The organism is Hydrogenobaculum sp. Y04AAS1, from assembly GCF_000020785.1.
Taxonomy (GTDB): Bacteria; Aquificota; Aquificia; order Aquificales; family Aquificaceae; genus Hydrogenobaculum.
This window is the reverse complement of sequence record NC_011126.1, coordinates 330464-343624: the sequence shown is the minus strand read 5'-3', so window position 1 is coordinate 343624 and position 13161 is coordinate 330464. Positions and strand designations below refer to the sequence as shown.

16 protein-coding genes are annotated in these 13161 nt (G+C 32.7%); 8 read left to right on the top strand and 8 right to left on the bottom strand.

The annotated features are described in order from the left end of the window. Positions 1 to 9: 9 nt before the first annotated feature. Genes HY04AAS1_RS01975 through HY04AAS1_RS01940 form a run of 8 tightly spaced genes read left to right on the top strand, consistent with a single transcriptional unit; the run spans position 10 to position 6481 of the window. On the top strand, positions 10 to 858 hold the full coding sequence (locus HY04AAS1_RS01975) for a methyl-accepting chemotaxis protein (RefSeq protein WP_012513436.1): 849 nt from the start codon (positions 10 to 12) through the stop codon (positions 856 to 858). Beyond that, positions 858 to 1238 (top strand): PaaI family thioesterase, encoded by a 381-nt coding sequence (locus HY04AAS1_RS01970; RefSeq protein ID WP_041307982.1) that lies wholly within the window; start codon positions 858 to 860, stop codon positions 1236 to 1238. Before HY04AAS1_RS01975 ends, HY04AAS1_RS01970 begins: the two co-directional genes overlap by 1 nt. Positions 1239 to 1287: 49 nt before the next feature. Continuing rightward, entirely contained in the window at positions 1288 to 2307 is a 1020-nt protein-coding gene (amrS, locus tag HY04AAS1_RS01965; protein ID WP_012513434.1) for an AmmeMemoRadiSam system radical SAM enzyme, read from the top strand. 30 nt (positions 2308 to 2337) lie between these two features. Further along, positions 2338 to 3051, top strand: coding sequence for a hypothetical protein (locus HY04AAS1_RS01960; protein ID WP_012513433.1), 714 nt, complete (start codon positions 2338 to 2340; stop codon positions 3049 to 3051). Continuing rightward, positions 3051 to 3713, top strand: coding sequence for a site-2 protease family protein (locus HY04AAS1_RS01955; protein WP_012513432.1), 663 nt, complete (start codon positions 3051 to 3053; stop codon positions 3711 to 3713). Before HY04AAS1_RS01960 ends, HY04AAS1_RS01955 begins: the two co-directional genes overlap by 1 nt. Beyond that, on the top strand, positions 3710 to 4885 hold the full coding sequence (trpS, locus tag HY04AAS1_RS01950; RefSeq protein WP_012513431.1) for a tryptophan--tRNA ligase: 1176 nt from the start codon (positions 3710 to 3712) through the stop codon (positions 4883 to 4885). The genes HY04AAS1_RS01955 and trpS overlap by 4 nt, the downstream gene beginning before the upstream one ends. Then, entirely contained in the window at positions 4882 to 5436 is a 555-nt protein-coding gene (gene yihA / locus HY04AAS1_RS01945; protein ID WP_012513430.1) for a ribosome biogenesis GTP-binding protein YihA/YsxC, read from the top strand. The genes trpS and yihA overlap by 4 nt, the downstream gene beginning before the upstream one ends. Beyond that, on the top strand, positions 5420 to 6481 hold the full coding sequence (locus HY04AAS1_RS01940) for an AI-2E family transporter (protein ID WP_012513429.1): 1062 nt from the start codon (positions 5420 to 5422) through the stop codon (positions 6479 to 6481). The genes yihA and HY04AAS1_RS01940 overlap by 17 nt, the downstream gene beginning before the upstream one ends. Here HY04AAS1_RS01940 and HY04AAS1_RS01935 read toward each other — a convergent pair. From HY04AAS1_RS01935 to HY04AAS1_RS01900, 8 genes are read right to left on the bottom strand one after another with little or no spacing between them, the layout of a single operon-like run. Next, on the bottom strand, positions 6478 to 7641 hold the full coding sequence (locus HY04AAS1_RS01935; RefSeq protein WP_012513428.1) for a HAMP domain-containing sensor histidine kinase: 1164 nt from the start codon (positions 7639 to 7641) through the stop codon (positions 6478 to 6480). The genes HY04AAS1_RS01940 and HY04AAS1_RS01935 overlap by 4 nt on opposite strands. Next, positions 7632 to 8333, bottom strand: coding sequence for a response regulator transcription factor (locus HY04AAS1_RS01930; protein ID WP_012513427.1), 702 nt, complete (start codon positions 8331 to 8333; stop codon positions 7632 to 7634). Before HY04AAS1_RS01930 ends, HY04AAS1_RS01935 begins: the two co-directional genes overlap by 10 nt. Next, positions 8330 to 8521: a YjfB family protein gene (locus tag HY04AAS1_RS01925; protein ID WP_012513426.1), complete on the bottom strand. Its 192-nt coding sequence runs from the start codon at positions 8519 to 8521 to the stop codon at positions 8330 to 8332. Before HY04AAS1_RS01925 ends, HY04AAS1_RS01930 begins: the two co-directional genes overlap by 4 nt. A gap of 55 nt (positions 8522 to 8576) precedes the next feature. Beyond that, on the bottom strand, positions 8577 to 9149 hold the full coding sequence (locus tag HY04AAS1_RS01920; RefSeq protein WP_012513425.1) for an SCO family protein: 573 nt from the start codon (positions 9147 to 9149) through the stop codon (positions 8577 to 8579). A gap of 23 nt (positions 9150 to 9172) precedes the next feature. Further along, complete coding sequence (gene mrdA / locus HY04AAS1_RS01915) at positions 9173 to 10933, bottom strand: penicillin-binding protein 2 (RefSeq protein WP_012513424.1); 1761 nt, start codon at positions 10931 to 10933, stop codon at positions 9173 to 9175. Next, the gene (locus HY04AAS1_RS01910) at positions 10930 to 11370 is read right to left on the bottom strand and encodes a hypothetical protein (RefSeq protein WP_012513423.1); all 441 of its coding nucleotides are present in this window, start codon (positions 11368 to 11370) and stop codon (positions 10930 to 10932) included. The genes mrdA and HY04AAS1_RS01910 overlap by 4 nt, the downstream gene beginning before the upstream one ends. Continuing rightward, positions 11367 to 12140, bottom strand: a complete 774-nt coding sequence (gene mreC, locus HY04AAS1_RS01905; protein ID WP_012513422.1) for a rod shape-determining protein MreC — start codon at positions 12138 to 12140, stop codon at positions 11367 to 11369. Before mreC ends, HY04AAS1_RS01910 begins: the two co-directional genes overlap by 4 nt. Continuing rightward, the gene (locus HY04AAS1_RS01900; protein ID WP_012513421.1) at positions 12137 to 13147 is read right to left on the bottom strand and encodes a rod shape-determining protein; all 1011 of its coding nucleotides are present in this window, start codon (positions 13145 to 13147) and stop codon (positions 12137 to 12139) included. The genes mreC and HY04AAS1_RS01900 overlap by 4 nt, the downstream gene beginning before the upstream one ends. Between the last annotated feature and the right edge of the window lie 14 nt (positions 13148 to 13161).

Sequence of the window (13161 nt, the reverse complement as noted above, 5' to 3'; positions counted from 1 at the left end):
GAGGGTATTATGAACATCGTCTTTGATAAAAACAAAGCTTTAAGAAAGACCGTAAACAACCTCTCTAAAAAGATTTACAAAAACATATTAATGGAATCTTTTGTAAAAAATACAAAAAAAATTGTAGAAGAACGCGTAAAAGACAGCAAAGAAAAATCAATAGGTATTAAAAACGCTATAGAAGAACTAAGCCAAACTATACAAAGCATGAGCCAAAATGCCAACGATGTAACATTTTCCATGGAGTTGTTGGTAGATAAATCCATGTCTTTAAAAGAAGAAATAGATACAAAACAAAAAAATGCTATATCTTATACAAAAGATGTTAAAAACTTAGCAAAAGAAGCAGAAAACCTAGCAAAATTCTCTGAGCAGATAGTAAAAGTTACAAGAAATATAAATTCTATAGCAGAACAAACTACTATATTAGCGTTAAATGCATCCATAGAGGCGGCACGTGCTGGAGAAGCTGGTAGAGGATTTTCCGTAGTAGCAGATGAAGTAAGAAAGCTAGCTAAAAAAACAGAAGATTTTTCAAAAGATATAAACTCTACGACAATGATGTTGAAAAACGCTATAATAGAGCTATCCAACAAGATATACAATTTAGAAAACATATTTAAGAATTTAGTAGAGTATTTCGAAGATATAAAAAATGCATCAGCACAAAATATAGACTATGCAGAGAGCACAAAAGCGTTGATGAGCTCAATAGCCAATGCTTTAGAAGAGCAAAGCGCTGTATCGAGCACGATTTTACAATCGGTAGAACAATTAAAAGATAGTATATCCAAAATATATACTATATTTAGCAATATCATACAATCCCAGGACAACTTAGATAAATTAATAAAATGATGATTAACACACATTTAAAGATTAATCAAGGTCTTTGTGGCACCCCTATTGAGCTTGGAGAAGGCTACGCTGTAGTGAGCTTAGAAGCCAAAGAAAACATGGTAGCAGATGAAAAAGGGCTTATACACGGTGGGTTTATATTTGGGTTAGCAGATTATACATCTATGCTTGCGGTAAACCATCCAAACGTTGTACTTGCAAAGGCAGAGGTTAAATTTTTAAAACCAGTAAAATTGGGAGATGTTATGACCTCGCATGCCAAAATCCAAAAAATAGATAACCATAAATATACTGTGGAGGCTTTTGTAAACGTTAACGATATAAAAGTTTTTGAAGGTGTTTTTCTTTGTGTTGTTACTCCTAAGCACGTTTTAGAGTAAACATACAATTATCATTGATAAAATGTAAAAAATACTGTAAATTATAAAAATGTTTATAGAAGCTTCATATTGGAAAACCACAGAAGATGGTAGAGTAATATGTGAGCTTTGTCCTGATTATTGTAAATTAAAAGAAGGCCAAGTAGGCGTATGCGGTGTTAGATTGAACAAAGGCGGTAAGCTTTTAAGCGCTACATATGGATCTTTGGTATCTATAGCGTTAGATCCTGTTGAGAAAAAACCGTTGTTTCATTTTTTACCAGGTCACAAAACCCTAACGATAGCAACGCCAGGATGCAATCTACATTGTCTTGGTTGTCAAAATTATGAAATATCTCAAGTAAAAATAGATGATTCAAACAAAGCTTTTTTTGAAAATTCCTATATATCTCCAGAACAAATAGTACAAAGGGCGATAGAAACAGGCTCTAAGAGTATATCTTACTCATACTCTGACCCTATTATATTTTATGAGTACATGTTTGATATAGCAAAGTTGGCTAAAGAAAAAGGCTTGAAAAACATCATGGTAACCGCCGGATACATCACAGAAAAGCCTGCTCTAAAGCTTATGGATGTTATAGATGCTTTTAGTATAGATTTAAAGTTTTTCTCAGAAAAAGCCTATTCAAAATATTCCAAAGGAAAACTTGAACCTATTTTAAACTTCATAAAACTGTGTTTAAAGCACGAAAAATGGATTGAGCTTACCACTCTTTTGGTGCCAAAATACCTTGACGAAGAACAACTAAGGTTAATAGCTAAATTTATAAGCAAAGAGCTGGGTCCTCATATACCCTGGCATATATCAAGGTTTTTCCCGTATTACAAAGCCCTAGACTTACATCCTACGCCAGAGTCCATGATAAAAACTGCATATGAGATTGGAAAAGAAGAGGGTATATACTATGTATATACTGGCAACATAAAATCAGAGCACGAACATACTGTATGTCCAAATTGCAACAACATAGTTATAGAAAGAGATAGATTTGTTATTAAAAGCCTAAAATTAGAAAAAGGAAAATGTAGTTTTTGCGGTTATAAAATAGAAGGTGTATTTGAATAACCTTATCTGATATAATATTAGATTACACCTATGGATAAAGATAGTTTAAAGAGTCTTATTTTATTACAGGAAAAAGAAGAAAGATCTTTTAGGCTTTTAAAAGAAAAAGAAAAAATCTTAAGGGAAATACAACACTTTGAACAAGAGCTAAACAACGTATTAAAAGCGATAGAAAACATACACCAAGAAAAAGAAAATACTAAAAAACTAATAGAAGAACTACTAAAAACCATAGAAAAACACGAAAAAAATCTCAAAAAGATAACAGAATCCCTAAGAACCATCAAAAGCAAAGAGCTGTATAAAAATGTGTTGAGAGAAAAATCAAAAACAGAAAACGCTATTATAAATACAAAAAATAGGTTAAAACAAGCATATATACAACTTAGCAATATAGAAAACTCAAACGAATTAAAAGATTTACTTTTAAAACAAAAACGCTTACAAGAAGAGATAAGAAATTTAAAAGAAGATTTAGAAAACATAGAACAATCTATACTCAAAGCGGAAAAAGATATAAAAGATCACAAAGATACTTTAGAGAAAAGCCTTATAGATTTTTATGAAGATATCAAAAAAAGGGTAAAACCTGTTTTTGTACCAATAGATAACAAAGCCTGCTCTTACTGTGGAACTATATTGCCAATAGACTTTTACAACAGGCTAATTCAAAATAACATACCTAGCTTCATGTGTCCTAACTGTCAGCGCATTATATATAAACAATCTGATATAATAAAATAATGAACTTTGAACAAATAGTAATTACTATACCGGCTTTAATGATGGCTGTTATATTTCATGAAATAGCTCATGGGGCAGCGGCCTATTGGATGGGAGATAAAAGCGCCAAGGAAGCCGGAAGGCTGACAATAAACCCAATTCCTCATATAGATTTGCTTGGCACTATCATATTGCCTGGGATTTTGATGCTCGTGGGTTCTCCTATACTTTTTGGTTGGGCAAAACCAGTACCTATAAACCCATACAGATTTAGAAACTTAAGAATGGGTATGCTTATTGTATCATCAGCAGGTGCTTTAGCAAATATAGCGATGGCAATCTTAGGTGCTGTTTCTTTTAGGCTTTTAGAAAGTACTATAGCATCTGATATAAATCCATTTTTTTTCGCAAGCGTTGTAGAACCTCTTTTGTGGTTTTCTAGAGAGCTTGTTATAATAAACTTAGTGTTGGCGTTTTTTAATCTTTTGCCTATACCTCCTTTGGATGGAAGCCGTATTGTTATGAGTTTCTTTTCTGTAAAGTATTGGGAAGAGTTTTATAAGTTTGAACCTTACGGGTTTTTGATACTTACCGTACTTATTTTTACTGGTGTAATAGGTAAAATTATATATCCTTTTATAGCTATTGCTTATAGAATACTATTGGGTGGATTCGGTATATGAGAATAGTAAGTGGCATGAGACCCACTGGAAAACTTCATATAGGGCACTTTTTTGGAGCTGTTAAAAACTGGGTAGACTTACAAAAAGAGCACGAGACTTTATTTTTTGTGGCAGATTGGCATGCTCTTACCACTTCTTATAAAGATATATCAAAAATAAAAGAAAATACGCTTGAGATGGTGGCAGATTGGATTGCAATGGGTCTTGACCCAAATAAATCTACGCTGTTTGTTCAATCAAAAGTAAAATATCATGCGGAGTTAAATCTTATACTTAGTATGATAACCCCAAAAAGCTGGTTAGAACTAAATCCCACTTATAAAGATACAAAATACAACCTACTAAAGATAAACCATGTAGAAAAAGAGTACTCTGAAAAATTGATACCTCTTGTAGATATTTTAGTTAATCATGCCCCTGCAATCATAGAAGATGAAGCGATGTTTAAAAAAGTTTTGTTGGATGGACTAACGGATATTTTTATAAAGCTTTTAATAGAAGGGGCAATAGATAAAGAAAAACTTGGAGAGCTAAACATATCAAAAAGAGATTTCTACGAAACCGATACCTTTGGATTTTTTGGATATCCTGTTTTGATGGCTTCAGACATATTAATTTACAACGCTGATGGGGTACCAGTAGGAGAAGATCAGCTTCCACACATAGAAATAACAAGGGAGATAGCCAGAAGGTTTAACTATCTTTACAAAGAATTTTTCAAAGAACCAAAAGCCATACTTACAGAAACTCCAAAACTTCTTGGCACAGATGGACGGAAGATGAGCAAATCTTACAACAACACAATTATGATAGATGAAACTGAAGAAGAAACCACATCAAAGATTATGAAGATGTTTACAGATCCAGAAAAACTTAGAAAAAACGACCCTGGTCATCCTGAGAAATGCAACGTGTTTAGCTATCATAAGATTTTTACAAACTTAGCTGAAACCTCAAATATAGAGCTTGATTGTAAAAGCGGTAAACTTGGCTGTGTAGAATGCAAGAAAATACTTGCTAAAAATCTAAATAACTTTTTAGCATCTATAAGAGAAAAAAGAAAAGATATAGACAAAGATATGGTAAAAAACATATTGGAAGAGGGCAACAAAAAGGCAAACCACATAGCAAAATCAAATATGGACACCATAAACGACATATTGGGTCTATGAAATTCAAAGGTTCCTATGTAAAAGATTTTCCAAAAGACAAACCTTGTATACTACTAACCGGACGCTCAAACGTAGGTAAATCATCTTTAATAAACGCCATTGCCAACACAAAAATAGCAAGAGTAAGCAAAGACCCTGGCCTCACCGCTACGTTAAACTTTTATATAGAAGAAAATATTTATATAGTAGATACACCTGGCTATGGATATGCTAAAAGATCAAAAGAAGAAAGAAATAGATGGGCAAACATAATAAACGATTTTATAGAAAACCATGGCGAAAATATACTGTGTGTTTTTGCTTTGATAGACTCTGTGGTAGGTCCTACGGAACTTGATACTATGCTTATTGATTATCTTGATAGTAAAAGCCTAAACACAATGTTAGTCTTAACAAAAATAGACAAAGCCACTCAAAAAGAACTTGCCAATACACTAAATCGTTTAAAAGCTTTTGATAAAAACATCATACAAACCTCTTCAAAAGATGGTATAGGCATAAAACAGCTAAAAGCCATAATGAAAGAACTAAGCCATGCTAAAAAAAGATAAGACGATAAATATAGGTTTTACAGTATTTTTAATAATACTTATAATCCTTGCAATATACACAATAGCTCCTTTTTTTACACCTATCGTTTGGTCTATGATAGCTATAATAGTATTTTATCCGCTTCACAAAAAACTTTCTCATATACTAAAATCTGAAAACTTAAGTTCTTTAATTATCACAATCCTTATATTGCTCATAGTAGTGATACCATTTTCTGTGTTTGGAGTACTCATAATAGAGCAAGGTATTTACCTTGTGCAAAACGCTAGTGCTTTCATAATGAGCCTTGACCAACAAAAAGTGTATCTTATATCCAAAAAATTGCCAATCATTGGCAAACATATTACCTACTACAAATTTTTGAGGTTTTTGCATCTTAATGCCCCTACTATAAACCAAGCTGCTAACTCTATACTTACCTACGCTGCCTCTTTTTTGGGTGATCAACTAAAAAACATGGTGCTTTTTTTGGGTAGTTTTATGTTAAAAGCTCTTATATTTCTTATGTCAACATTTTTTATGTTAAGAGATTGGGATAAGTTTATAGACTTTGTAAAAGATATAACCCCAATGAACACAAAAGATTTTGATACAATACTAAAAACTGTATATTCCACAGTACTTAGCGTAGTATATGGTTTCGTTGGTACTGCGCTGATACAGGCTATATTTGGATTTTTTATGTATTATTACTTTACTCCAAACTATGCTCTGGTGCTTGCTTTTATTACATTTATGTCTTCTTTTATACCACCTCTTGGTACGGCTTTAGTATGGATACCGTATGGATTTTACGTAGCTTATCAAAATGGTTTGTTAGCATCGTTAGAAGCATTTGCCTATTCAATCTTATTTATAATAGGTTCCGATAACTTTGTAAGGCCTCTTCTTATGAAAAAAGCCATACACATACCTTATATACTGCTATCTTTGTCTGTCTTAGGCGGGTTGTTTAGTATGGGATTCTTGGGTATGTTTTTAGGTCCTATTGTATTTACAACCCTTATTACAGCCTTTAACATATATAAAGAAAAATTTTCCTAAAACGGTATATAAACCGTTATGATGGTACCTTTGTTTTCCTTAGATTCAATATGCAATTTACCTTTTAATATACCAATTGACTTTGATACTATAAAAAGCCCAAGACCAAAACCGGGTTTATCTATGTTGGCTCTTTCAAACTCTTTAGTAATTGTAGAGAGTTTTTCTTTTGGTATGCCAACACCGGTGTCTTCTACCTTAATAATTATATTTTTATTATCAGACACGACCGCTATTTTTATATAACCTTCATTTGTATATTTTACAGCATTTTCCAATAAATTAGATACAATAGCTTCATAAAGCTCCCAAGAAGATGTAATCTCTATAGGCTCTATGTTAAGCTCTATCTTCAAGCCTTTTTCCTCTATAATAGGCTCAAGTTCTTTTAGCGCTTTCATTACAACATCTTCCAACATAAATGTTTGTTTATTTAACATAGAATACTCGTCTGCTTTTGCTATGAAAACTACTTTATTTAACAGATTATTTAGCTGTTTTAGAGCTCTTGAGATTCTTTCTATATAAGCTTTATCAGGATTAATTTCTAACAAAGAAAGGTTTGTAGATATTATAGCTAGGGGTGTTTTTACTTCATGGGAAAAGTTAAGCGCCATAGTATATATTCTTTCCATGAAACTTATGAAGCTATTTGTTATAGCTTTTGCTATAAAAAATCCTGTAAAAGCTATTATTACAGAAAGTATTACCAATGCCAATATAAAACTGCTCAACAGTTTTTTCTTAATAGATTCAAATTTTGTCATGTTTCTTGCTACTATCACAGTAAAATGATTAGGTAGCAAAGCCCTTATATACATAATCCTTTTACCGTTTATATAACCAAGATGAAAACCAGATTTAAATTTTGAAAACCTAAAACTAGGAAAATTCTTTGATACGCTTATTATATTACCGCTTTTATCTAACACTGCTATTGATTCATCGCTGAAAGTAAGCCATCTCGTGTTCTCAGTAATATTCTGAGCGCTTATATATCGCAATTCTTGTCTCAAATCCGAAGCTACAAAGTTATCTACCAATATACTAAAAGCTAAATACGACGATATAGAAAATATAAAAACTATAGCAAAAATAACCAGACTATATACTACGGTGAGATAGGCAAGGGTATTTTCTTTTTTCTCTTCTAATCCCAATCTGTTTCTTCTATTTTACCGGAGCTATCTTTGGGTTCTATAGAATATCCTATGCCATAGACTGTCCTTATCTGACATCCGGAGCCATCTATAAGCCTTCTGATTGTTCTAATATGAGACCTCAAAGAAAAAGAAGATGGCTCTTCGTCTATTCCCCACGCATAACTAAGAAGCTGTTCTACTGTTACAACTCTTCCAACGTTAGAAATAAGCTTTTCTAATATCAAAAATTGTTTTTTAGTAGCTGGTATCACCTTACCATCTATTTGAATTGTAAAATTAGAAGTATCAAGCACAAGTTTATTGCATATTAACTCAGCGCTACCGGTTTGTCTGGTTCTTCTTACAATGGCTTCTATCCTTGCAAGAAGCTCTTTCATATCAAAAGGCTTTGTAAGATAATCATCGGCTCCTATGTTGAAAGCGGTTAATTTATCGTTTATACCGTCTTTTGCGGTAAGTATCAAAAACGGTGTTTTTAAATTTTCTTCTCTAGCATTTTTTAAAAGCTCAATACCATTTTTAGGACCAAGCATCAAATCCAGTATTACTATATCATAAGACTTGTCTTTTGTAGCATATTTGGCATCTTCAAAGTTTGATACAAAATCCGCAAGCCATCCTTTGCTTCTTATAATATCTTTTATAGAAAGTGCTAAGTCTATATTGTCTTCTACTATAAGAACCTTCATGCCTTTACGTTTAATTTTTCTCCTGTGTTTGGCGGATTGTTGTTTGTATTTGAAACTTCGCCCAATAGCTGTTGCACTACGTTGGATTGATTGTCCAGCATGGATTTTAAGCCCCATATTTGTTGCTTGTTTACATCTTTAGCTTGCTGCATATCAGTTGCTATGTTTGCTATATCCATGTAACTCATATATAAATCCTCCTATAAAGTAATATAAAATGTATCGGTTAAAAAATCAAGTATTTTAGCCTTTACTTTTTAAAAGTTTTTTTATATAAGACGTCATATACGTTGGGTTTTGGTCTTTGTCAAAGAATATTGTTTTTAGGCTTTTATTATAAATTACATATATGTTGTCAGTATGATCTATCAGATAACCCTGTGTTTTTGAAGGCACTATTTTGTAAACCACACCATAGCTATCGGCTACTTTTTTTATATAACCTGGATCTCCGGATAAACCGCTAAAATTTTTGTTAAAGAACTTAGCATATTCATCAGCAATGTTTGGAGTATCTCTTTTGGGGTCTAAAGTTATAAAAACAACTTTTACATATTTTTTATCATCACCAAGCATATTGTACATAGAAGATAGCCTGTGCAACACCGTAGGGCACACATCAGGACAATGGGTATAGCCAAAGTAAATTAAAATTACCTTATAACGATTTTCATAATCTTTCAACGATATTTCTTTATTACCAGAAAAAAGCTTAAAATCAAAAGGTTTCGCGTTTATGCTTGGGTTTACTGGCTTTTCACAAGAAAATAGCAAAATACTAGATATAACAACAAAAATTAACGTTAATTTTCTCACAAAAAATATTATAGCATATAAAGTTAGTTTATTTCTCTATTTATACCTTTTATATATATTTGTTCCAATATCCTTTTTACAATAGGAGCAGCCGTGAGATTTCCTTCAATACCATGCTCTACTATAACACCCACCACATACTTAGGATCTCTATACGGTGCAAAACCCACAAACCAGGCATCCGGTTGATATTTCCATGGGCTGTTTGGTCCTACGTGTTTTCCAAAGACCACCTGAGCTGTACCAGTTTTACCTGCTATATCTACAATAGTAGAAAATGCATTTGTACCAGTACCCTTTACAACCACTTCCCTTAAACCTTTTTTAACTACCGAATAGTCTTCTAAAGGAGCTCTTACGTATTTGTAAACCTTACGGTGATTCTCAAATACAATCTTTCCATCTGGAGTTTTGATATCTTTTAGCAAGGTGGGTTGATATATCACGCCGTTGTTTGCTATACCCTCCATCATAGTAACTTGCTGAAGAAGAGTCACCAATACATAACCTTGACCTATACTCATGTTAACCGTATCGCCTTCATACCAAGGCTGATGAAATTTCTTTAGTTTCCAGCTTTTAGTAGGTAAAAACCCAGGAGAGTTGTAAAGTTCAAAAGGTATACTAGAGCCATATCCAAAGTCTTTTTCTATTTGGTATATCTTCCTTTGACCGAGCTTCATACCAAGTTGATAAAAGAACGTATCACAAGAGTTTTGTATAGCTTGAACTATTGTCTGATACCCTGTATCGTATCTAAGCCAATTGTAAAAAATGTGATTACCTACTTTAATGTACCCAGAGCAATCAAGGGTGGAAGATGGAGTTATAACACCGTATTTTAAGGCGGCTATTGCAATAGGCACCTTAAAAACAGAACCGGGTGGATATATGGCCTCAGTGGCTCTATTTAAAAAGGGCCTCAGAGAATTGTTTATAATCTTATTCCAGTCTTTATATACATCGTTTGGATTGTATTCAGGAAAACTATCCAATGCTAATATTTCACCGCTATGAGCATTCATAACTATAACTGCACCCACTTTCTGACCAGAGTTTAAAAACACATTATGCACTATATCTTGAATCTGAGAGTTTATAGTAAGTACCACTGTATCACCCTGTACGGGTAATTCTTTATCAATAGTGTATAGCTCTTTTCCTAAAGCATTCACCATTATTTTTTTATAACCGAGCTCACCTATAAGATATTTGTTGAATCGTTTTTCAATACCAGCTTTCCCTACAAGGCTTTGAGGACCTATCTGATATTCTTTTAGATCTTTCTGAGATGGCAAACCTACATAACCTAATATATGAGCGTATTCATCTCCATAAGGGTATATCCTTTTTGGTACTATGCCAACAAAAATACCTGGAAATTTATAAGAATTTGCATAAAATGTTTCCAGCTGTTGAGTGCTTAGGTTATCCATAATTTTTATAGGTGTTATAGAATTTTTATTTACTTTGATAATATTAGTTATATCTATACCAAACATGTTTTTAAATCTTTCTATCTCTTTCGATAAATCTTTATTTTCAGATATTTCTTGAGGATCTATATAAAAATCGTAGGTGGGAACGTCATAGGCAAGCTTTGTGCCATCTGAACTTTCTATAGCACCTCTTGGAGGATAAAGTATTTGAAGCCTGGTATAATTTCGTTTAGACTCTTTGTAATACTTATCTCCTTTTATTATCTGTAAATAAAATAATCTAGCACCTATTGCAATATAAGCTAATAATATTAAAAGCGCAAAAACAATGTAATTTTTCTTCATACATTTTTATAAAACCTATCTAACACAAAAAATATTATACAATCTATAAAAATTGACATGAAAAAACTTAAAAATCCAAAATCAATATAATGGTACTTCATATAAACAATACCAACGTTTGTTAGCTTTACAAGTAGATCAAAAATAAAAAACATGGGTAATTTTAAAAAACCGGTTTCTAAAGTATAGCTAAGCAAAAGTCTTATTATTACACTATAAAACGTATAACTAAAGGTAAAAACTCCCAACGTATTTACGCTAAGATCCATTAAAATACCCATTAAAAATGACCAAAGCGGAATATACCCATTTTCTAAATTTAAGAATATCAAAGATAAAAATGCTTCTGGAAATGGATACAAGCCATTTCCTTCTAAAAAGAAGAATTCCAATATAAAAAGCACAAAAAACCAAACAATAAAACGCTTACCAATCATCTATTAATTACCACCACAAAATCGTATATGTTAGGATTGGCCATAGGTTTTAATTTGACGTTTAAAAAAAATAAATTTTTTGATCTACTAACCTCTAAAACTTTGCCCACCAATAAATACGGTATGTCTTGGTTTTTCAAGCTTCTAAAATAAATTAAATCTCCTATCTTTATATCGTCGTTAGAAGTAGCGTTTATTATGCTACCATCAGGGTAACCGCCCTTATAAATATAAGTATCGCCAGTCCTATAATTGTACACTATTGTATTAAACATTTTGTTATAAACCGTCATAACATAAGCCACATCTTTATAAACTTTATAAACTACGCCAACAAAATATCCATTGGATGATACTAAGCTTCCTTCTTTTATTTTACCGTTGTTTTGTATTTCTAAGAAACTTTTCTTTCCAGACATATCATAACCAACAACTCTTGAAATATATACATTTGGGTTTGATTGTTTGTTTATGAAAACCAAACTATTTGATATGTAATATAACTGCCTAGCTTCATTTTGGCATTTCTGAAGCTCGTAGCTAAAGGTTTTATAATAATTTAGCTCTTTCGTTAGGATAGCATTTTCTTTTTTAACATCAACTAAATCAACATATAATTTCAACATATTGCTAATAAAAGCGTAAGATGAGAGTCTATAGTTGGTTATATAGTTAAAAGGATCATACTTGACCAAATAAGCCGTATTTGGAATAAAAATAAAAATGAAAGATAAAAAAAGCAAAAATATATATAAAAAGCCAAGCCTCATATAAAGGATACTTTCTTTAAAAGGTCTATATCGTCCACAACTTTACCAACACCTCTTGCCACAGCTCTCAAAGGATCTTCACAGTAGTATGTTTTTATACCAAGGTCTTGAGTTAATTTATGATGCAAATTTTTAAGCAAAGATCCTCCGCCCGCTAGCACAATGCCTCTTTCTACTATATCGGCAGCCAATTCCGGCGGAGTTTTTTCTAAAGTGGTTTTAATAGCACTCACTATGGCATTTAACGTATCTTCCAAAGCTTCGTAGATTTGTGCAGAATCAACAACTATAGACCTTGGAAGCCCAGTGGCATCTCTTCCTCTTACCTCCATCTCTCTTTTTTCTGTCGGCATTGTAGCAGAGCCAAGATCTAATTTTATTTTCTCAGCGGTTTGCTCGCCTATAAGCATACTAAACTTTCTTTTTATATATTCAATGATAGCTTCATTCATCTCGTCGCCAGCTATTTTAAGAGAATGGGATATAACGATACCTGACAAAGATATAACAGCCACATCCGTGGTTCCTCCACCTATATCCACTACCATATTACCTATAGGCTCAGAAATTGGCAAATCTGCCCCTATAGCAGCCGCCATCGGCTCTGCTATGAGATATACTTCCCTCGCCCCAGCGGACTTTGCAGCATCTATTACAGCTCGCTCTTCTACTGGTGTAACACCAGAAGGTACACCTACTACAACTCGAGGCTTGGGTTTTAATATACCCTTACCCAAAGTTTTCTTGATAAAATGAGATATCATAACCTGGGTGATTTCAAAATCTGTAATAACGCCATCTTTTAAAGGTCTCACAGCTTTTATATAATCAGGAGTTTTTCCAAGCATTTCCTTGGCTTCCGCCCCCACTGCCAAGACCTTATGCTTTCTTGAATCTATAGCTACTATAGAAGGCTCTTCCAATACAATGCCTCGTCCTGGAACAAATACCAAACTGTTAGCCGTACCCAAATCAATACCTATTGCACTATTCATGAATCCAAACATACTAATATTTTAAC